18 protein-coding genes are annotated in these 20,917 nt (G+C 68.8%); 8 read left to right on the top strand and 10 right to left on the bottom strand.

Going from position 1 to position 20,917, the window contains the following annotated elements:
- Positions 1-10: 10 nt before the first annotated feature.
- The 8 genes from AC07C1_RS36595 to AC07C1_RS36560 all read right to left on the bottom strand — a co-directional run bounded on the left by AC07C1_RS36595 (position 11) and on the right by AC07C1_RS36560 (position 9,996).
- Positions 11-2,119 (bottom strand): protein kinase domain-containing protein, encoded by a 2,109-nt coding sequence (locus AC07C1_RS36595; protein ID WP_478946277.1) that lies wholly within the window; start codon positions 2,117-2,119, stop codon positions 11-13.
- A 31-nt stretch (positions 2,120-2,150) separates the two neighbouring features.
- On the bottom strand, positions 2,151-4,361 hold the full coding sequence (locus AC07C1_RS36590) for a protein kinase domain-containing protein (RefSeq protein WP_478946275.1): 2,211 nt from the start codon (positions 4,359-4,361) through the stop codon (positions 2,151-2,153).
- A 7-nt stretch (positions 4,362-4,368) separates the two neighbouring features.
- Entirely contained in the window at positions 4,369-5,304 is a 936-nt protein-coding gene (locus tag AC07C1_RS36585; RefSeq protein WP_478946273.1) for a protein kinase family protein, read from the bottom strand.
- A gap of 312 nt (positions 5,305-5,616) precedes the next feature.
- Complete coding sequence (locus AC07C1_RS36580) at positions 5,617-5,919, bottom strand: WXG100 family type VII secretion target (protein WP_344346442.1); 303 nt, start codon at positions 5,917-5,919, stop codon at positions 5,617-5,619.
- A gap of 38 nt (positions 5,920-5,957) precedes the next feature.
- A complete protein-coding gene (locus tag AC07C1_RS36575) occupies positions 5,958-6,299 on the bottom strand; it encodes a WXG100 family type VII secretion target (protein WP_478946271.1) in 342 nt (113 codons plus the stop codon).
- Positions 6,300-6,418: 119 nt separating this feature from the next.
- A complete protein-coding gene (locus tag AC07C1_RS36570; RefSeq protein WP_478946269.1) occupies positions 6,419-7,684 on the bottom strand; it encodes a S8 family serine peptidase in 1,266 nt (421 codons plus the stop codon).
- Between the two features lie 24 nt (positions 7,685-7,708).
- The gene (locus AC07C1_RS36565; RefSeq protein WP_478946267.1) at positions 7,709-9,538 is read right to left on the bottom strand and encodes a hypothetical protein; all 1,830 of its coding nucleotides are present in this window, start codon (positions 9,536-9,538) and stop codon (positions 7,709-7,711) included.
- Positions 9,535-9,996 carry a hypothetical protein gene (locus AC07C1_RS36560; RefSeq protein WP_478946265.1) on the bottom strand — a complete coding sequence of 154 codons (462 nt, stop codon included), beginning with the start codon at positions 9,994-9,996 and terminating at the stop codon, positions 9,535-9,537. The genes AC07C1_RS36565 and AC07C1_RS36560 overlap by 4 nt, the downstream gene beginning before the upstream one ends.
- A gap of 485 nt (positions 9,997-10,481) precedes the next feature.
- Here AC07C1_RS36560 and AC07C1_RS36555 point away from each other — a divergent pair, with 485 nt between their 5' ends.
- The 6 genes from AC07C1_RS36555 to AC07C1_RS36530 all read left to right on the top strand — a co-directional run bounded on the left by AC07C1_RS36555 (position 10,482) and on the right by AC07C1_RS36530 (position 15,447).
- Positions 10,482-10,955, top strand: a complete 474-nt coding sequence (locus AC07C1_RS36555) for a hypothetical protein (protein ID WP_478946263.1) — start codon at positions 10,482-10,484, stop codon at positions 10,953-10,955.
- 132 nt (positions 10,956-11,087) lie between these two features.
- Positions 11,088-13,229, top strand: coding sequence for a hypothetical protein (locus AC07C1_RS36550; protein ID WP_478946261.1), 2,142 nt, complete (start codon positions 11,088-11,090; stop codon positions 13,227-13,229).
- A 5-nt stretch (positions 13,230-13,234) separates the two neighbouring features.
- On the top strand, positions 13,235-13,864 hold the full coding sequence (locus tag AC07C1_RS36545) for a hypothetical protein (protein WP_478946259.1): 630 nt from the start codon (positions 13,235-13,237) through the stop codon (positions 13,862-13,864).
- A gap of 21 nt (positions 13,865-13,885) precedes the next feature.
- Positions 13,886-14,236: a hypothetical protein gene (locus AC07C1_RS36540; protein WP_478946257.1), complete on the top strand. Its 351-nt coding sequence runs from the start codon at positions 13,886-13,888 to the stop codon at positions 14,234-14,236.
- The gene (locus AC07C1_RS36535) at positions 14,233-14,508 is read left to right on the top strand and encodes a hypothetical protein (RefSeq protein ID WP_478946255.1); all 276 of its coding nucleotides are present in this window, start codon (positions 14,233-14,235) and stop codon (positions 14,506-14,508) included. Before AC07C1_RS36540 ends, AC07C1_RS36535 begins: the two co-directional genes overlap by 4 nt.
- A gap of 429 nt (positions 14,509-14,937) precedes the next feature.
- Positions 14,938-15,447: a hypothetical protein gene (locus tag AC07C1_RS36530; protein WP_478946253.1), complete on the top strand. Its 510-nt coding sequence runs from the start codon at positions 14,938-14,940 to the stop codon at positions 15,445-15,447.
- Positions 15,448-15,502: 55 nt separating this feature from the next.
- Here AC07C1_RS36530 and mycP read toward each other — a convergent pair whose 3' ends face one another.
- Together mycP and eccB are read right to left on the bottom strand one after the other, a co-directional pair.
- Entirely contained in the window at positions 15,503-16,750 is a 1,248-nt protein-coding gene (gene mycP, locus AC07C1_RS36525; protein ID WP_478946251.1) for a type VII secretion-associated serine protease mycosin, read from the bottom strand.
- Between the two features lie 11 nt (positions 16,751-16,761).
- The gene (gene eccB / locus AC07C1_RS36520) at positions 16,762-18,294 is read right to left on the bottom strand and encodes a type VII secretion protein EccB (protein WP_478946248.1); all 1,533 of its coding nucleotides are present in this window, start codon (positions 18,292-18,294) and stop codon (positions 16,762-16,764) included.
- A 197-nt stretch (positions 18,295-18,491) separates the two neighbouring features.
- Here eccB and eccE point away from each other — a divergent pair, with 197 nt between their 5' ends.
- Together eccE and AC07C1_RS36510 are read left to right on the top strand one after the other, a co-directional pair.
- On the top strand, positions 18,492-19,829 hold the full coding sequence (eccE, locus tag AC07C1_RS36515) for a type VII secretion protein EccE (protein WP_478946246.1): 1,338 nt from the start codon (positions 18,492-18,494) through the stop codon (positions 19,827-19,829).
- Between the two features lie 68 nt (positions 19,830-19,897).
- A complete protein-coding gene (locus tag AC07C1_RS36510; protein WP_478946301.1) occupies positions 19,898-20,608 on the top strand; it encodes a hypothetical protein in 711 nt (236 codons plus the stop codon).
- The last annotated feature ends 309 nt before the right edge of the window (positions 20,609-20,917 follow it).

The raw sequence follows: 20,917 nt of genomic DNA, 5'->3' as shown, positions 1-20,917 counted from the left end.
GGAGCACCGCTCAGAACACCGGGAGCGCGCAGAGGGAACCGGCGCTCGCCGCGAAGACGCGATTGCCGTCGGCTGCGAAGGCCACCTCATCGTTGCCGCCCTCGAGTTCATAGGACCAGACTTCACGCGCCGCGTCCTTGCTCATGGTCCTCACAGTGGAGTCGTCCAGCAGCCACACGCCGTTGCCCTGCACGAGAACGGGCTGGTCATTGCTGCTCAGTGCCACCCCACCGTCCCACTGCCGCTTTCCGTCGCGGACGTCGAAGCCGTACGGGTGGCCGTAATCGTCGCTGGCGCAGGCATAGAGCAGGTCGTCGTGGACGCTGGGGCGGGACCACTCGTAGTTCTCGCTGTCGTAGTAGTGCTTCATCGTCTGTGACCACAGCTGCTTGCCGTCCGAGATCCTGCGCCCGGAAAGCGCCTTGCCGTTGAGATAGACGACGCCGTCCCGGACCGCCGGGAAGAGGTACCGCTCCTTCGCCAGGTCGCGGGCAGTCCACTCAGTGCGTCCGGTCCGCGTGTTCACGGCCATGGCATGCCCTGTGGTCGTGGTGACGACCAGCCTTCCTCGGTGCGCGGCGGACCTGGGCAGGACCTTGTTCCGGAAATCCTCCGGTAGCGGGGCGGTCCAGCGGATTCCGGCGTCGGAGCGGCCCACAGCCCGCAGTCTCTGGCCCTTCGTCAGCAGGTAGACCGCATCCGCGTCCGCGGTCAGCAGCATCTTGGCGTCGGCCTTCGCGGTCCACTTGGGCTCTCCGGTCGACGGGACGAAGGTGTGCAGTGTGCCGTGGTCGTCGGCGGCTACGAGCAGCCGGTCGGAGAGCGAGAGGTAGCGGCACGTCATCTGCATCGCCGAAGCGTTCCAGCGGCGCTTGCCGTCCACGACGTCGAGAGCCACCACACCGGTGATGGGGCTGCCCACGATGACGACGTCCCGTATCGGCAACGGCGCCGGCGACATGCGGCTCGACACGGCGGCCGCTTGCCACAGGGGTTTGGGTGAGCCCCCGATGATGTAGTCGCCCTCGTCGGCAGAGAGCAGGCGTGCCGTCGGTGTCTTCACGGCGGGCGGGTAGCTGAACAGGTCGCTGCGGTGCCGGTCGCTCCCGCTGCCGCGAAGCAGCCACCAGCCTGTCCCGGTACCGGCGGCCGCGAGTACGGCTCCACCGGCCGCGATACCGGTGAGCAGGAGCCGCCTGCTCGGTCCCGTCCCCGTCTCCGCCGTGGGCAGCATCGGGGCGGTGAGATTCCGTACCTCACGCTCACGCTCCCTGACCGCGTCCGCCACGGGCCCGCGCTGCCATACCGCGTCCGCTTTCCTCGGCCCGGCGAAGACGGTGGCGATCTGTTCCGGAGTGGGCCGGACCGCCGGGTCCTTGGCCAGGCAGGGCGCGATCAACGCGTGTTGCTCGGGGGTGATGCCGTGCCAGTCGGGCTCGCCGTGCACGACCTCGTACTGGACCGCCGCGACATGCGCGCCCGAGAACGCGCGGTGGCCGGTGGCCGCGTAGACGAGGACGGCGCCGAGCGAGAAGACGTCGGCCGCGGGGGTCACTCGCCGGCCGAGGACCTGCTCCGGGGCGCCGTACCCCGGAGTGACCGGGATCTGGCCGGTGGTGGTGAGGGTGAGGCCGTGTTCGGGGCGCGCGATGCCGAAGTCGATGATCCTCGGACCGGCCGCGGTGAGCACGATGTTCGGTGGCTTGAGGTCACGGTGCACAAAGCCGGCGGCATGGATGTCGCGCAGGGTGCGCGCGACCGACGCGCCCAGGGCACGCAGCTTCGGGGCGTCGAGCGGCCCGTGCCAGTCCACGATCTGGTCGAGGGTGGGTCCGGCGAGGAACTCGGTGGCGATCCACGGCCGTCCGCCCTCGGTCCGGGCGCCCAGCACCGCCGCCACACCGGGGCTGCGGACGGCCTGCGCCGCCAGCGCCTCGCGTACGAACCGCTGGGCGAGGCCGGCGTCGTGGGCGAGTTCCGGGCGGAGCACCTTCACGGCGGCGACGGTGCCGGCGTGGTCCTGGCCGACGTACACCTTGCCCATGCCGCCCTCACCCAGCACGCCGAGCAGCCGGTACGGACCGAGACGGATCGGGTCACCGGTCTCCAGGGGTCTCATCGCTGATCGCTCTCTCTTCTCACCGGACGGCTCACTGCAGCGGGAAGGCCGCCAGGAAGCCGCCGCCCTGCGCGATGACCGCCTTGGCGTTCTCATGGGCGATGAAGCGGTTGCCGGTGGTCCTGAATGAATGCGCCGGGCTGCGGGACGAGAGGTCTACGGCCCACAGCCTGGACTCGCGTCTGCTGTATGCGTACTCGGCGCCGATGACGGGGGCGGCGTTCAGATCGGCTTTCGCCCCCTGCCCGCCCTTCTCCTCCCACTTCACCCGGCCGCTTGCCGGGTCGAACGCGACCAGCCCGAGCCCCTTCTCGACCGCGTACAGCGTCCCGTCCTTCAGCGCAGGCAGCCCATAGGTGCGCCCTGGCCTGGTGGACCCGGTGTCCCAGGCCACTGCTCCGTCACTGAGCCGCAGGGCGCGGAGCCTGCCGGCACCCACATAAAGACGGTGATCATCGGCTGTCAGAGGCTGCTGCACACGGCTCGCCCTGATCCCGTCGAGCGGACGGTCCCAGCGGACGGTGCCCTTCCCGGTGTCGCGCACGACAGCGTGCACGGTGCCGTCGTTGGCTTCCTGAAGAGCCACGAGGTGACGCCCCACGACGGAGCCGGACAGAAAGTAGAGCCGGACGGAACCCGGCCGCCGGGCCGGTAGCGGTCTCGTCCACAGCAGCTTGCCCGCGACGATGTCGAAGGCGAACAGATACCAGGTCTGGGCGGCCGAGAAGGTGGTGTCGACGTACTTTCCGCGGCCTGCCGCCACATAGGCGACGCCGTTCGCCGTGCACACCAGTTGGTCCGCCACCAGCTCCCCGTTGAACTCGTTCAGGGACACCCTGGGATCGGCCGGCTCGCCGGTGAGAAGGTCGATCGAGGTGAGGAGCAACGGATCCCCGCCGGCCTTGCCGCTCGCGCGGTCGTCCGATGGGCCCAGACCGAGCAGACGCTTACCGTCGCTCGCGACCTCCCAGTCGCTGTCCATCAGACTCAAGGACCACTGCCGGCGCCCCGTCTGCGCCACCACCCCGGTCAAGTCGGTCGCCACGGTCACCACCATGTTGTCCACTACGTGGAGCTGCCCCTGGGGCATGACCTCCGCGAAGAGGTCGTCCTGGCGGAGCTGGATCTGCCAGATGGAATCCAGCTGCTTCTTGGGCAGCAGGCTGTTGCTCGGTCCGGGGGTGGGCTCCGGCTTCGCCCCTCCGGCTCCCCGGGTCAGGGCCCACGCCCCGGCACCGGCCGCCGTCAGCCCCGTTGCCGCGCCCGCCCCCGTGAGCAGCAACCGCCGACGGGGCCACCGGGCGGTTGCCGCCGCCGGTACCGTCTCCGGCGCGTCGACCGGAGCCGGCAGCCGCTGCGGAGTGAACTGCCAGACCTCGGCCGCCCGCCGCCCGATGTCGGCCAGCAGGGCGTCCGGCAGGTGATCGGCGAACTCCCCCGCGCCGTCGTGCAGTTGGTCGGCGAGCCGGCCTGTCGTCGGCCGGCGGAAGGGGTTCTTGTCCAGGCACTGCGCGAGGACGGGCACCAGGCTCTCGGGCACGCCGGTCAGGTCGGGTTCGGTGTACTGCACCCGGTACAGCAGGTCGGCCGCCTGGCCATGGCCGAAGGGCGGGCGCCCCGTGGCGGCGAAGACGAGCAGCCCGGCGAGTGCGAACACGTCACCCGCCGCCGAGTGCTCCTGCCCGCTCGCCTGCTCGGGCGACATGAAGGCGGGGGTGCCGACCGCGACCCCGACCCGTGTGAGGTGCTCGTCCCCGGCCGCGCGGGCGATGCCGAAGTCGATGACCTTCGGGCCGTAGGCGGTGACGAGGACGTTCGACGGCTTCAGGTCACGATGGACGACGTCGGACGCGTGCAGCTGTCCCAGTGCCCCGCACAGCGCGGCTCCGAGCGCCCGTGCGGTCCGCTCGGGCAGCGGACCGCACAGCTCGACGGCGTCGTCCAGCGGCGGCCCGAGCACGTACTCGGTGGCCAGCCAGGGCGTCTCGGCCCGGGCGTCCGCGTCCACGACCCCCGCGCCGAACCGCTCCCCCACGACCCGTGCCGCGTCGGTCTCCAGCCGGAACCGGGTGCGGGAGGCGGGGTCGGAGGCGATGCGGGCGTGCATCGTCTTCAGCGCGACGGTACGGCCGCCCGCGGTGCGGGCCAGGTAGACGGTGCCCATACCGCCGCTGCCGAGGCGGGCGACGGGCCGGTAGGGGCCGATCGCGTGAGGGTCGTCGTGGGTGAGAGGGGAAGGCATGCCGTCGTCAGTTCGGATAGGAGGTGGATACGGCCTCGACGGCGATCTCCGCCGTGAGGACGGCCGCCGACTGGTGCGCGAGAGCGGCGATCACACGGCCGGGGAGCCAGCCGGGGGTGAGGAGGGTGGTGGGGCCCGCCACGGTCTCGTCGGCCAACGACTCGATCAACTCGGTCAGTTGGGGACGAGCGCCGGGATCGCGGGTGAGGCACCTGCCGATGACGTTACGGAAGGCGGCCGGGAGTTCGTCCCGCTCCGGAGTCGTATGACCCGTGGCGGCGTACGCGAGCGTCGCTCCGAGGGCGTACACGTCGCCCAAGGGGCGCGGGCGTCCACCGGATGCCTGTTCCGGCGGCAGGCTGCCCGCTTCGAGGCCGGGCAGCCCGGAGCGGGGCGTACCGTCCGGGGCGGCGGCGCGGACGGCGCCGAAGCAGGAGAGCCGGGGGCCGTCGGCGGCGAGCAGGACGGCCGCGGGAGACACACCCGCGAAGGCCAGGCCCTGGCCGTGCAGGATGGCCAGGGTCTCGGCGAGGGCCACGCCGAGCGCGCGCACCGTCCGCTCGGGCAGCGTCCCGCCGTGTACGGCGAGGGCCGTCGGCAACGGGAGGACGGGCAGATAGGGGCGGGCGCACCACGCGGCCTCGCCGGGGGCGGCGAGGGCCGTGGCGGGCGCGGCGCAGGGGCCGAGGAGGTAGCGGGAGCCTTCGGCTTCCGCGAGGAAGCGCTGAGGATCACCGCCGGAGAGCGGTAGGGAGAGCAGGACGGTGTGCTGACCGTCGGCGCTGCGGGCGATGTACCGGCGCTCGGGAACGGGCACCTTGGTACGGGGATCGTCCAGTGCGGTGATCAGGGTGTACGGGCCCACTCTCCGCCTCGGCGCGACGGCTCTGCCCGGTCCCGGCCCGCCGGCGGCCACGCCCGTGGCGCCCTCTGTGGCATGCATTCCCTGTCCCGCGTCTTGTTCGCTCCGCTGTGGCCGTCGGCACGGCGGTGTCCGTCCGGGGCTCCGCTGTGGCAGTTCGGCACGGCGGCGCCCGTCCGGCAAGGCAGTGGCCGTCCGGCACGACAGTGGCCGTGCACGACAGCGTCCCGTCCGGCACGACAGTGGCCGTGCACGAGAGCGTCCCGTCCGGCACGACAGTGGCCGTCCGGCACGACAGTGGCCGTCCGGCACGACAGAGGGTGGGCACCTCCCGTGCGTGCCCACCCCGCTGCCGTGCTGTGCCGGTCGGTCCGGCCGGCTTGTGAAGCCGACTTACATGAAGTAGCTGGCGGCCTTCCGGTCGCCGCCCTGGTAGTCACCGCCGGCCGCGTGCACGACCTTGCCGATCTGGACCAGGGCCTCGTGGATGCCCTTGGCCTCGCGGTCCCAGGCGGCCTGCTGCTCGGTGTACGCGTTGTGGGCCTCGCCCTCCCACATGCTGGCGACGCCGGCGACCTTCTGCTTGATGGCCTCGAGGCCCTCTTCGAGCCGCCGCGCGTGGTTGGCCAGCTGGGTGGCGGTCTCGTCGAGGCTGCCGTAGGAGACCTCGAGCTCGCCGCTGTTGTTCACGCCCATGATTACTCCGTTGCTGAGAAGTGGTGGCCTGGTGGGGATCAGTAGCTGGACAGCGCCGAGTGGGCGCCACCGAGGTCGACGTCGATGCTCGCCACCTGCGAACGGACCTCGTCTTCCGTGCCGTCCTTGATCTTCCGGGTGGTGCTCATGGCCTCGATGAACTTGGCGAGGATGTTGCCGATCTTGACCATGCGCTCGTTGATCTCGGTCTGCTTGGTGTTGAAGGCACCGGCGCCGATGCCCTTCCAGTTGCCCTCGAGGCTGTCGATGAGGGCCTGGAGTTCCTTCAGCTGACCCTTGATGCCCTCGAAACGGTGCAGAAGCTCCTTTTCGAGGACGACAATGTCCTTGTCACTTACCTTCTGACGCCCTGTCGCCATTGCGATGCCTTTCTTTGTGAACTGACCTTGCCCTGTGCTGAGTCATGAGTCAGGCATCAGCACTGATGGCAAGCGGACCTCTGCTCGCTCGGCGAGGGAGCAGGTATGCGGGAGACCGCTCAGGCGTTACGACGTGCGCGCAGCACGGCGAAACCGGCGCCTCCGATGATGAGTACGGCTGCTGCGGCGCCGATGATCACCCAGGTCTGGGTGCTGCCGCCGGAGTCGGTGTCCTTGGCGGCGGCGGAAGTGGGGCCGCTGGCGGAGCCGGCCTCCTTCGTCGGCTTGCCGGACGGGGACTTGGCCGAGGGGCTCGGAGTCGTCGACACGCCGCCGTTCTCCTTGGCGAGGGGGTCGACGTCGGCCGGGCCCGGGTCGATGTCCTTGTTGATGAGCACGCGCCGGGGGCGGACGCCGCCGTAACCGAGGTACTTGCTGGGCTCGCTCTTCGGCCACGAGCGGCCGGCCGTGTTGATGAGCGTCCGCAGGACCTGGTTGCCCGTCCAGTCCGGGTGTACGGACCAGACGAGGGCGGCGGAGGCGGAGGCAATAGCTGCGGCGGGGCTGGTGCCCTGGCTGTCGCAGTACTCGGTGAACTTGCCGTCACACCACGAAGGGACGCTCAACCCCGGAGCTGCCAGATCCACATAGTTCCCGTATGTGGAGAACTTGCCCACCGTGCCGGACTTGTCAATCGCGGCCACACCGATCGCGTAAGGGTAAATGGCCGGGTAATCCGGCGTGTTCCCCTTGTTTCCCTCGTTACCGATGGAGACGAACATCAGCTTGCCTTTGGACGCCGCGTACTTCATAGCGGACTTGACGTCGTCATCGGGAGCCGGTCCACCATAGGACATGTTGATGATCTTTGCATCGCTGTCGGCGGCTGCCCGTACCGCCTCAGCCTCGTCAGGCGTCTTACTGATCTCAGCGCCCTGCAAGTCCCCCAGATCAACACGGAAGGGAATAATCTTGGCACCGGGGGCAAGCCCCTTGATGCCACCGCCAGCTCCCGTCCCCGCGATGATCTCAGCCATAGAGGTGCCGTGCCCGTCATTGTCATGGGTGACGTGGTACGCCACGGACTTGGGGACATCACCGACCAGCACTTGGCCTTTGAGGGAGGAGGTTGCCGGATTGACCCCGCTGTCGATGACGGCGACTTTCACCCCCTTGCCCGTGCTGATCTTCCAGATGTCATCAACGCCCATCGCGTCCAGGTACCACTCCTTGGACTGAACGTCGACCGCAGCGGCTTCCGGTGCAAGCGTCGCCGACGTGATGACGAGAGCACCGAGTGCCGAACACACGGCAGACAGGCGCCGTGCATTGCGCCTCCTCAGGAGGGCCACCCTCGTGCCGTGCCGGCCGATCCCTGGCTTCATGCCTGTCTACGTCCTCGCTAGTGTTCAGTCGCTCTTCTGTGGCACATCGCGCCGCTTCTGCGACGGGTGGCGCTGTTCCTTCTCGGCAGTCCCACCGGTACGGCCGGCCTCAGCACCAGGGGCCTGACGGCCGCCCACCGCACCGCGACCGAGCCCCACGCCGCTGGACTCAGGGCCCTTCGCGGAGTTATGGGGCGCACCGATGACACCCTCGGGATTGCTCGCCGAGCGCAGCGCCGCCTGGCCCGCGCCGGGTTCGGCCTTCGCCGTAGGAGCGCCGACGACGCCTCGCTGACCGATGGCGCCCTTCTGCGGCCTGGAGGAGGCCGGTTCCTCGGCGCCGACGACCATACCGCGCGGGACACGGGGGTTGGTGGTCACTCCGGACGTACGGCCCGTGACGGGCTTACCGCCCACGACACCGTTGCGCGCCGGAGCGGTGGGACCAGTCGTTCCGGCACGTCCGCCAGGCGTGTTGGTGGGCCTAGGCGTTCCGCCGGTGACGGCGCGCCCCATGGGCGAACGTCCGGCCTGAACAGGCCCCCGCGCGCCCGGCTGACCCGCCGGGGTCGCGCGTCCCACAGCACGAGCGGCCTGTCCCGTCGGGCCTTGCGGCGCTCGACCACCGGGCACGGAACGCCCTGCCTGACCCATCGGGCTCTGCGGAACGCGACCGCTCGAGACGGTACGCCCCGTCTGACCCCCGGGCCCCTGAGACACTCGACCGCCCCCGGTGCGCCCCTGTGCGGTCACGGGGGGCCGACCCGTCGGCCCGTAGCCGGGAGTGCGACCCGAGGTCGGCGCGACAGGAGGCGCCATCGGCCCCGTGGGGAGCGGAGGCATCGGCCCACCCCCACCACTGGTGGTCGGCGAAGTGGGCACTGGGGCGCTGGGCGGTGTGGTGGGCGCCTGGGGAGGCAAAGTGGTCGTGGTGTTGATTTCCGTACCGACATCGTGGCCGGAAGGCGCGCTGGGCTGGTGAACTTCCTGCGGGGGTGAAACGTGTCCGCTTGTAGGCGGAACGTGCCCGTTGCCCCCTGACCCGTTCGACGTAACCGTACTGGCGTGACCCATCCCAAGATCGTCTCGAGCCGCAGCAGTGGGTGCCGACGACGCCCCAGAACCGTACTGGCTCCTTTGGTCGTCAGAGCCGGAGCGGGCCTTCGGTACTCCGACGTCCGTGATGGGCTTGAGCGGCGTCGGCTCCTTCTGCGTACTCAGGTCCGTCGCCGCGACCTTGTAGTACGAGGCCAACCGGTTCATCTGGTTGATGGCCTCTTGCCGGTTCTTCTCTGCCTTCACCGCGGCCGCGTAGTCCGGGTTGCCGTCGACCTGCTTGGCCTTGGGCAGCTCGGTGGGCAGCTTCCGCTCGTGTGCCGGCCGGTTGTCCCTGGGCGGCATGGAGACGCGTGCGGAGGCGAGGCCGGTGGCCGCTACGGAAATGTGCGTGCCGGCTTCATCGGCGTAGCCCGCCAGGCCATGGGTGTAGTCGATGAGCGACTGTGTCCAGTCATGGAAGGCATCGGCACCCGTGCCCTCCCAGTCGACCTTGAGGTGCTGCTCCAGGTCCGTCGCCGCCTTGCGGATGGCCTTGCCGGCGTCGAACAGGGACTTGCTGGTCAGTTCGAGATGCTCGGGATTGGCATGCTCGACCAGGTCGATCATGTCGTTGAGGTCGTGGTCCTCGAAGTTCGTCGATCCGACGAGGTTGACCCGGACGCCATTGCCGAAGAACGGCATGTGTGCCAGTACGTTCTGTGCTGTCGTGATGGGCGCGACCTGCTGGCCGACCTCTTTGTCGACGGCCTGCACATTGGACTTGTACTCGGGTTTCTGCTTCCAGTCGTCGCTCACGAGAGCCCCGTCCCCATCGACTTGCCGTTGCCGCCGTGCTTCGGGTCCGGTGTCACGGTCTTGCCGCCGTGTTCGGACCCGTGCTTGTCAGCGGCACCGGCCTTCTTCACTTCCTCCTGGTACTGCGCGTCGAGCTGCATCCGAATCTGCCAGAACCGGCGCCGAACCTCGTCCTCGGTCCCGTCGTAGGTGGCATCCGCCGCATGCGAGGCGAGCTTCAGAGCCTCGATGTGCAGTCCCAGAGTCTTCGAAAGGTGAGTGAGGCGCGCGTGGACGGTCTCGTACGCCGTGTGCAGGTCACCGGCCTCGTCGAACGGAGCGTTCGTGCCACCGAAGGACGACCGGCTGAGCGACTGCTGCGCGATCTTCGACGGGCCGCCGTGCCCGCCCTCGAAGTCGGACAGAGCGTCGTCCAGTTTGCCCTTGAACTCCTGCAGCGCATCGACGCCACGCCTCATGCCCGAGCCGCCACCGTTGGCCACCGCGACCCCTTCCCCGTTTCCCCGTTGGTACAGCTGGACAGACCGAGCGGCACAGAGCCGCACGCCCGATCTATCGCAGACCACTGTAGTCACTGTGTAAATCGAGGCCAACTGAACTCTGCGACGGTTCAGTTGCGATGGTGTCCCGAAGCGACCGACTCACGACCACCGGAGACCGGTAAGGCGGTCAATAAGGACAGAAGGACCCCGGCACCTGCGCAGAAGCTTCACATGCGCGCGGAGGGCAGGGCGCCAGAGACTCTCCAGGGGAAAACTTTGCAACTACAAAACCTTACCCGGGAAGGGCGAGACCGACGTTGCCGAACAGTTCGGGCCGGACGCACCTCCCCCGGATTTCCACGCTCGGCACGTCACACACTGCGGACATGGCACGGATTTTCCTCAGCACGGGTTGCTAGCTTGGCGCTGCACCGGTGTATCCACGGGGGAGGAGCCCTTCCATGGCATGGGACGAGTGGGAGCAACTCAAGGCTCAAGCAGCCGGGCAGCAACCGACCCACATGCGGCTCAACCAGGTTCCAGTCGACGGCGGGAGCGGAGGCTCCGGAGACCTCGTGGTCCACCAGGACGACCTGGGCGCTGTCGGACACGAGGCCAACATCCTTTACGACGACGGGAAGAGCCAGGCCAACGTCGCGGCCGCCGGGGCCGGCAGCGGCAGTACCGGCTCCACCATGCAGGCCGCTGCCACGCTGAAGTCACACGGGTTCCAGACCGGCGGCGCCCTGGAGACCACCGTCGAGATGTGGACCTCCCAAGTGAAGTCCGTGCTGCAAGCGTGTGCCCACATCTCCGACCACCTGGACCACACCCAGAAGCTCCACTCACAGGACGACGCCACGATCGGTGCCGTGCTCCGCGGCCGTGACGGCTCAGCAGTGTCGGTGTCGCGGCTCAACGAGTACTTCAAGTAGGAGAACCTCCGATGGCTCTTACGTTCACCGACCTCATCGAGGTCGACCTCGCCAAGCTCGCCACCGCAGTGTCGGACTGGAAGAAGACCGTAGACGGGCTTGAAGAAGTCTGCGGAGGACGCCCGCACGGGGATGCAGGCCAAGTCGGACTCCGCCCGGTGGGCCGGCGTCAATGCGACGGTGACGCGGGAGTTCGTCACCAAGACGGCCAAGGAGGTCTCGGACCTCCACACCGAGGCGAACAGCATCTACCAGGTCCTCGAGGACGGGCACACCGAACTCGCCTCACTGCAGCAGCAGATCAAGGCGGCCGTCCAGGACGACGCCCCGAAACAGGGTGTCCGTGTCGAGGACATCGGCGACGGTAAGGTCCGCTGCTTCTTCCCTCACATCCGCGGTGACAGTGACGAACGCACCCAGGACCAACTCGACCAGAAGCAGGAGTTGGAGGACCGGATCAACCGGATCGTCGCCCACGCCGCCGAGATCGACGCCTCGGTCGCCCGGGCGCTGGCCAAGAGCCACGGGAACGATCCCTACAACGCCGGCCACAGCAAGTACGAGTCCTTGAACGACGCCGAGGTCGAGCGTGCCGTAGAGCTGGCGCGCAAGGGACACAAGATGTCCGACGCAGAACTGCGCGAGCTCAACGAACTGCTGCGTTTCAACTCTGCTGAGAAGGACGGGGAGTTCGCCACCGAGTTCTACCAGGGGCTCGGTGGGCCTGAGAAGGCGCTGCAGTTCTACGCCGAGATGTCGATCGACGGCACCGGCGCGGACGCGACCAAGACCCGGCTCAACGGGGTACAGGACCTGCAGAAGGTCATGGGGTACACGCTCGCCACCGCCACAGACCCGGACCATGCGCACCACCTGTCCGACAACTGGGGCGCAGAGTTCCGGCGCCTCGGCACCCAGCAGATCGGCTGGGAGAAGGGACAGTGGAACAAGCCGTACGGCTACCAGGTGCTCGGTGGTCTGCTGCGTAACGGCAACTACGACTCCCGGTTCCTCAACCCCATCGCGGAGCACATCACCCAGCTCCACAAGAAGGATCCGTACTTCTTCCTGTCGAACAAACCGACAGGCACCCCGGACACCTACGGCTTCAACCCCTCCGGCAAGCTCGGCACCGGCAACGAACCGCTCAGCAGCGTCCTGGAGGCGCTGGGACACAGTCCCGAGGCCTCGGAGAAGTTCTTCAGCCAGCCACCGACCCCATACAACGAGGACGGTACGGTCAAGAAGGACGGCAAACTGGGCTTCGACTCGTATCTCGACCTACTCACCGACAAGGACTTCGAGTGGACGGCGGATACGAACAGCGCGAACGTTCTTGCCGACGAGGACAAGGCAAAGACGATCATGGGCTACGGCCCTGACGCCCTCGGTCACGCCTTGGAGGCGGCGACCACCGGCCTGCCCTATGGAAGCGACGCCGTGTCGCCGCCTCATTCCGGGGAGGCAGCGGAGATCTTCCACAAACTCGTCGAGCGCTACGGATCCGACCCCACGGACCTGGACGACTCCCCGCTGCGTGACAGCCTTGGAAACATCACCGCCGACTACATGCGGGACGTGCAGGGGGCTTTCATGGGCGACGGGGGCGCAGTGGTGGGAACCCATGGGGCCAGTGCTTACCTCGGGGACTTCGACGTGAAGGACAACCCGGAAGGTCTCACGCCCGGTGTGCTCAAGAACTTCTTGGGCGCTGTCGGGAAGGACCCCGATGCCTACGGGGCCATCATTACTTCTCAGGAGTCGGTGACCACCGATCTCGTCAATGATGCGTTCCATAATGCCGACAAATACAAGGAGCTGGCTCCGGAGATCGCCAACCGGGTGAACCCCGGTGGCGAGATCGCCGGCATCATGGCGGAATCCCGCACCCAGGCCGTCGTTGACGAAAAGATCGCCGAGGACGCTGAATTCAACGAAGGCGTCGCCACGGCCGACAAATGGGCCGGGCGCATCATCGGCATGGGCATCGGCAAGATTCCAGTGGGCGGCGAGGTGGCCGGCTGGGTGGTGGAGGACATCCAGGAATCGGTCGTGGAGAACTTTACGAGGGATTCCAGTCCCGACGCCTTGAAAGATCGGGATGCGTTCCTCGAGCAGCAGCAGGCCAGCTCGGCACAAGCAATCTACGATGCCACGTACACGGCCGCCAAGGAAGCCGGCTATGACGATGCGAATGCGCAGAGCCAGGCTACGGCCGCCAGGCGAGAGATCGCGGACTCCTACGGCCTGGGACGGCAGAGAGCAGGGAAGTAGAGCCCGTGAATGCGACTGGAAAGCCGAGCCGACCAGCCCTGCTGTGGGTTGTCCTGATCATCGTGGGGGCCCTCGCTGTGGTCGGCGTGGTGGTCTGGCAGATGTGGCCGTCCGAAGAGACCGCCGTCGCGGTACCGGCGCGTGTGTGCGATGACGCTCTTTCGGGGGCGGACGTAAAAGCACTCTTGCCCGAGAAGGGCAAGCCGTTCTCAGAATGGCATACCGGTGTCTTCAACCCGGAGAGCGGGTATGCCAAAAAGGAGCCCGGGACATGCAAAGTGTACGGCGGAGGTAAGTCGGTGGCGATCGAGCAAAGCCTCTATTACGGGTCGGACTACACCATGAAGGATGTGGTTCGCGACGCCAGTGCCGCAGGCGCCACTCGGATCACCCTCGGTGAGGCCAAGGGGTTCCACGAGGGAGACACCACTTCCCTCTTTCTAAACTGCTCTTCCAAGCAGGATGATACGAAGGCGTTGGTGGAGGTCGACATCACGTACCAGAAGACGACAGACCGGGCGGCGATCCAGAAGATGGCCTCGCTCGCAGCGGACACTCTTCGACTCGAAGCCCGGAAGCTGTGGACTTGCGACGGCGCGGACAACCTGCCCAACGGCACTCCGCTGGTCGGCTGAGCCGGCTGCGAGGCCCACACGTTGATCACCCGGTTCAGACTGTCGCACATCGGCGGCGCGGCGCTCGCATTGATTCTGCTCGCGGGGCTGGCCTACGCCTTCGGGGTTCCGCCGTTCAAGGGAGAGGCAAAAGGTGAGATCAAGACCGGTGACGTGTGCAGGACTCTGGGGAACTCGTCCAGCTCGGCTGCCGCGCTGAGGCGGATCCTGCCCGACAAGTCCTCCTACTCGTTCGACGACGCCATTACCGACGCGCGTACTGACGACATGGACGACAGCTACGCGACGTCCTGTTTCGTTGAGGCGACGGAAAGCAACTCGTCGCGGCCACGGCTGAGATGCTGCAATACGACCATGCCGATGAATGGGTGAAGGACGTGGTCGAGGAGTCCGTGCCGGCCTCCTCGGTGAAGCCGTTCAGCGCCGGCGACAAGGCGGTCGCTTCGGACAAGGTTGCCGCCATCTACGTTCCCTGCGTCGCTCGCGGCTCCGGCCAGCATCTCAGCGTCGTCGTACAGCTGAAACAGCCCGGAAGCGCCGGTGAGGAGCAACTGCGAGAAGGGCTGATCTCCCTCGCCCGGAACGCCGCGCTTTTCGTACACCAGAAGGCGAAGTGCGACGCGCCGTCCAAGGTGATGCAATGAGCGCGGCTCGGCGAGTTGCGACAGCCATCGCGGTTTGCATCCTCGATGCGAAGCCGAGACGCAGTCAGACGGCGCCCATGGAAATCGGAGAGTAGCAAGCATTGCGATACTCATCGTATGGCCTTCCGTGGGGTGTCGCGCGCGTTGCCGCACTGACAGCAGTCGGCTGCTCCACCGAAAAGCCGAAGCAGGAGTTCACCGTTCCGGAGGCGCTGTGTGGCGTGTCTGTCCCCGACGGAGGCTCTCTCTCGGCTGCTACCGGCATCGGGAAAGCGTCTCGCGGTCGAACGTACCGGGGATTTGAGTGAGGGTTCCGCACTGTGCGCTGTCAAGGTGGACGCGGAGAAGGTCCGCAGGAATCAGCCATGCCGCCGGCGCTCAGTGGAACTCGGAGAGTAACGGAAATTGAGACAGAGGACTCTGGCCTCGTTGCTGGCCACGGTTGTCCTGGCTGCTTCAGCCGGGTGCTCATCGGACGGCCAGAAAAGGGAGTTCGCGATTCCCAAGGATCTGTGTGGTGTCGCCGTTCAGGCCGGCCCGCTCACTCGTCTCCTGCCCCCCACGGGCAAGAGCCTGGAGCTCAAGGAAGCGACTCCCTCGGCTCAGTCCGTCACCACATGCGAAGTGACGGTCGACGGTGATGTGGTGCTCACCGTCGAGAGAGAGCGCATCAAGGCCGGCCGCTCCGCGTGGATCATCGCCTCGTACGATCACGGCATTGGTCACGTGAAGTCCGGTGACGGCGGTTCCATCGCGTACGTGGGCAGAGCGGCAGTCTCGGTTGTTCCGTGTCCCCGCAAGGGGGACCGGCAGGAGGCCGTCAGCACGTACATCAGAACGCTGAAGCCCGGGCGTCAGGGCGAGTCGGCCATGCGGCAGTTGATTCGGGGATACACCGCGTCGCTGAAGTCGCTTCAGCCCTGCCGGACAGGGTCCTGAGGGCGGGAAGCCGAAGGTCGTTTTCTCGACGCGCCCTATGCCTGGGGCCAGGGGGTCATCCCCGGCCCCCCAGAGCCCGCCGCCGTCGCCGTGCGTCCCGTAGGGCCACCGCTCCTCCGCCGAGGCCCGCGACCAGGACCGCTACGGCGACGGCCACGTACGTGGCGATGCGGGCCGTGCGTTCCTGGGGGGTTTCGCCGAGGGTGAGTTTGGCGGGGGTGGGGGCCTCCGCATGGGTGAGGCCCGCGTCGGAGTGGGGGGACTCGATCGGGTGATCGTCCTCCGTCAGCGCGCGGACCGGGTCCACCACGCCCCAGCCGACCAGGCGGTCGTGGCCGTCGATGGAGCGTTCCGCCGTCTGCTCGATCTGGGCCACGACCTCCCGGGCCGTCCACTTGGGGTGCTTGGCCTTGATCAGCGCGGCCACGCCCGCCACGTACGGGGCGGAGAAGCTGGTGCCGTTGTCGGTGCAGTGGCCGCCCTTGGGGACGGTCGAGATCATGTCGACTCCGGGGGCGGCGACACCGACGAAGTCGCCCGACTGGGAGAAGGCCGCGCGTTCGTTGTTGCGGTCGGAGGCGGCTACGGCGAGGACTCCGGCGAAGGAGGCGGGGTACGTCTTCTTGACGTTGCCGCCGAGACCGCCGTTGCCCGCCGAGGCGACCACGACGATCCCGTTGTTCAAGGCCTCGTCGATCGCGTTCTGCAGCTTGTCGTCCGGTGGTACGGCGTTCGCCGTGTCCTGGGAGATGTTGATGACCTGGGCCTTGGCCCTGATCGCGTGCTTGACCGCGTCGGTGAGGGTGTCCGCCGTGCCGTGGCCTTCGGCGTCGTTCTGCTTGATCGGGATGATGGTGGCCTCGGGGGCGAGGCCGACGAAGCCCGTTCCGTTCATGGGGCGGGCGGCGATGATGCCTGCCACCCGGGTGCCGTGGCCGACCGTGTCGGTCGTACCGGACTTGTTGCCGCGCTCGATCGGCTGGCCCTTCTTGTCCTTGGAGGGCAGGAGGTTCGTGCCGAGGGACGCGTCGACGGCCTTGGTGAGTTGCGGGTTGGCCGTGTCGACGCCCGTGTCGATCACCGCCACCCGCACGTTCTTGCCCTTGGACTGGCTCCACAACTCGTCCAGGTTGACGCGTTGCAGGGCCCAGGGGGTGCCGGTGTACTTGTGGTTCTTCTTGGAGAACGTGCACTGTTCGGAGGTGGAGTCCGCCGCGGCCGGCGGCGCCGACAGCAGGGTGGCCGCCAGCAGGGTGGCGGCGGTCGCCGCCAGGGTCGTACGGGTCCGGAGCACGGAGCGCATCGGCGTCCCCCTCACGAGCCCTGCGGCTGGCGTGCCGCCGAGGTCGACAGGCGGGGGCCCGTCGGCAGGAACTTCGACCACGCCGCCGGGATGGGCGCCGCGGTGACATCGGCGTAACCGAGCCGGGTCTGCGCCAGCTTGGCCTCCTGCTGCAGTTGCTTGCGCTGCTTGGCGGAGACACCGATGCCCTTGTCGTCGGTGGCGCTGTCGTCGTTGGACTGGAGGGCGTAGCGCAGGCCGGTGTCGGTGACCAGGAAGACCGGGCCCACCGTGGTCGCACTGCCCTGGAACTGGCGGTAGAGCTGGCCGGATCCCGCGGTGACGTAGCCGCTGGAGGAGCCGGTGGGCAGGACGGCCGGGAAGTCGGTGCCCGCCCAGGTGCTCAGGGTCGTCTCGCCGTGGTCGGGGTCGACGTGGAGCAGGACGTTGCAGACGGTGTTGCGGCTGCCGTCGGCGGTGGACGGGTCGTTGACCGCGCTGGGCTTCTCGGTCGGCCACGTGTACTCGGTGGCGAACGGCTTGCCCGGCTGGTCGATGGCGCCCGCGCTGACCTCCTGGGGGTGCCCGGCCTGGCCGAGCTTCACGAGGTCCTTGCTGGCCAGCAGCAGTTGGGCCACGAAGTCGGAGACGGGAGCGATCCGGCCGGGCAGCACCACGTAGTACTGCTCGTCGCCGTTGACCGGCGCCCTGAGGACCATGCCGACGCGGTTGGCCTGGCCGGCCAGCTGGCCGGGGGCGTTCGCCGCGGCGCCGGGGACGCCGGTGATGGACGGAAAGCGGATCTGGTCGCCCGTGTGCAGGGTCTCGATCCACTCCTTGGTCACCTGCTGGGGCTTGCGGTTCTGGCCCACGAGCGTCTGGAGCAGGAGGGTGTCGGTGGGGTCCACCTGGTAGGCGCGGCCGCTCGCGTCGACGACGTACTGCTTCTTGTCCCGCGTGGCGACGTAGAGGAGTTCGCCGCTGTGCAGTTTGTCCTTCGTGCTCTTGAGCTTGGGCTGGTCGCGGTCGGCCAGGACGAACGTGGCCTTCTGGATGGAGCTGCCGGAGCCGCTGGGACGTTCGCAGACGGCCCACTGCTTGGCCGCGCCTGCCTCCTTGCCGGAGGGCAACCGGTCGGGGGCGTAGGGGATCCCGATGGTGACGCCGTGCGGGATCTTGCCGTTGTCGAGGATCGACTCGTCGACGGTGACGACGTCGACGTCGCTCTGGGTGTCGAGGACCAGCTTGGCGGACGCCATGTTGAGGACCGGGTGGAGCTGGGTCTTGTGGTCCGTCTTCAGCACCACGTACCGGGTGGTGGACTTGCTGGCGATGATCACCTTCTGTCCCGGAGTGTCCCACCCTTGTGGGGCCGTCGGTTTGAACATGCCCCAGGCGCCGAAGGCCGCGAGGACGACCACGCCGACGATCGCGCCGGGCATGATGGCGCGCAGCGGCCGGGGTGCCCCCTCGTCCGAGGCATCCGGTGACGACTGCACGAACGACGCGAGCATGCGCCGCTTCGCGAAGGTGTAGGCGTTGAGTTGGTCCCGCCGAGATGCCATCTGTGCCCGTTTCTCCCCGTGTCTCACGCGGAGCGCGCTCGGGGACCATGCTCCCCCGCCCTCCGTTGTCGGACCCGGCCCCTACTATGCCTGGTACGGAGCGGGTCTCGTGGAGCGGGTAGGGTACCTGGGCCCTCAAGGGCCTTGTTCAGTGGCCTGGTTCCAGCGAGTTGTGAGCAAAACGGGGGGATGGAGTGATGGCTTCCGGAACGCGGACGCGAGCGCGCGGCCGGTCGGCGGCACGAGGTCGCGCGGCCGGGGCCGGGCCGGCCCCGCGCGGGGGGTCCGCTCAGCGCGGCGCCGCGCAGCAGCCGGTCACGTTCGGCCTCAGGCCCCGGCCGGGGCAGGCCGGTTCGTTCCGTTTGCAACGGCTCGTGCTGGTGGAGCTGGCGGCCGCCGTGCTGCTCGTCGGCTGGGCCGTCGGGATGATGGCGCTGGTGCCGGCCGCGGTCGTCGCCGTGACGCTGATACTGCTGGCCTTCGTGCGGCGGCGCGGCCGCACCCTGCCGGAGTGGCTCGCCACCGCGCGGGAGTTGCGGGCACGCCAGAAGCGGGCCGCGAGCACCCCGATACCTCCGGGCACGGAGCCCGGGCTGGTCCCGGCGGTGGAGTGCGAGCCCGCCCTGCGTACCCACTCCTACGGCCCGCGCGACCGACGGCCGGTCGGCATCGTCGGGGACGGCACGTTCGTCACCGCCGTGCTCCAGGTGGAGGCCGACGCGACCGCGCTGCGGGCCGAGCGGACCCGGCAGCCGCTGCCGCTGGGGCTGGTGCGGGACGCCCTGGAGGTGGACGGGATCCGGCTGGAGTCGGCCCAGATCGTGCTGCACACACAGCCCGCGCCCGCCCTGCACCTGCCGCAGCAGTCCGTGGCCGTCGCCAACTACCTGCCGTTGCAGGAGCAGACGGGGGCCCCGGCCGTGCGCATCACCTGGATCGCGCTCAAGCTCGATCCCGAGCTGTGCGCGGAGGCCGTGGCCGCGCGCGGGGGCGGGCTGCTCGGAGCGCAGAAGTGCGTCGCGCGGGTCGCGGACCATCTGGCGAGCCGGCTGACCGGCGCCGGATTCCGGGCCCGGGTGCTCGACGAGGAGGAGCTGATCGCCGCGCTCGCCACCTCGGCCTGCGCCAATCCGCTGGTCACCGCCGAGGCGGGGCGCAGCGAGGCGCGGGAGCGACGGACGGAGGAGTCGGGGCGCAGCTGGCGCTGTGACAACCGGCGGCACACGACGTACTGGGTCAGGCGGTGGCCGCAACTGGGCGGGGACCGGGGGGAGTCGCTGCCCCAGTTCGTCGCCCGGGTCACGGCGATACCGGCCCTGGCCACCACCTTCAGCCTCACTCTCGCGCGTGGGGAGCGGCAGGACGTCTCGCTCTGCGGGCACCTGCGGGTGACCGGACGCGGCGACGACGAACTGGTGGCGGCGCGGCGGGCGTTGGAGGGCGCGGCACGGCAGGCCGGTGCCGGTCTCGCCCGCCTCGACCGTGAGCAGCTGCCCGGCATGCTGGCCACACTGCCCCTCGGAGGTGCGCGGTGACGACGATTCCGACGGCTTCCGTGGCAGTGGGTGCGCCCGGCGCGCCGGAGCCGACCGGGGTGCGGCGTATGGGCGAGCGGTTGCGGCACGGCCTCGGGCTGATCGGGCCCCGGCACGGACGGCATGGGCTGTCCGGGCAGCAGCTGGACGCGCTGGCCCTGCCCCTCGGGGACGACGGCGTGGTGGCCGGGGTCGACGCCGAGGGGCAGCCGGCCGTGCTGGGCATCAACCGGCCCACGCCGTACGACGTCGTGCTGATCGGCGGTCTGTGGACCGCGCAGGTGCTGGCGCTGCGCTCGGCGGCCACGGGCGCCCGGGTCGCCGTGGAGACCGGCCGGCCGCAGGCCTGGATGCAGATGGTGCACGCCATGGGCGGCGGGCAGAACGGGCTGTCCGTGTACGACGTCGGGCGGGTGCCTCCGCAGGGCGCCTCCGCCGGTACGCCTGTGCTGGTGGTGCGGGACTGCGGCATGCGGCCCCCGCGGGGCAGAGTGGTGTCCGGGCCGTGGCAGTCGGTGCTGACGCTGCTGCCGTACCTGAGCCCAGTGGCGCCCCGGCTGCTGCGGCAGGCACGGCTCGCCGGTATCCAGCGGGTCTCGCCGGACGAGGCGGCCGAACTGGGGCGCACCATGGGGCTGTCGCGAACCGAGGTGGAGTCGCTGCCGGCGCTGCCCGACGGCGTCACGCTGTGGTGTACCGATCGTGACCGGCAGTATGTGCTGACACAACCGACCGATGCCGAGATCGGATTGTTGGGTACACCGCGCCGAATGGACTGAACTGCCCCTGAGTGACCGCTTTTTTCACATCCACCGGGTTTCCGTTCCGTCGCAAATCCGCCGTTTGGTCCCTGGTTCCTCTGGCAACGCGCGATGCGGGCAGGGCGGTTCCGGGCGCGCTGTGACCCGGTGGACGCCTGCTGAGAGGTGGGCGGGCCTGCCGAGGTGCGGCTCGTGGTGATTAGGCTGGGAGCGGGCGCGATGACAGGACCCGTGGAACGGGTGTCGGTGTCCCAGGGGGAGGACCGCTGAACCGGCCTGCCCCGAACGACCACGGACGACTACGGCCGACTCGGAACGACACGACAT

The organism is Streptomyces sp. NPDC045022, from assembly GCF_056432605.1.
The sequence above is the reverse complement of the archived record's forward strand: the minus strand, read 5'-3'. Positions and strand labels throughout refer to the sequence as shown.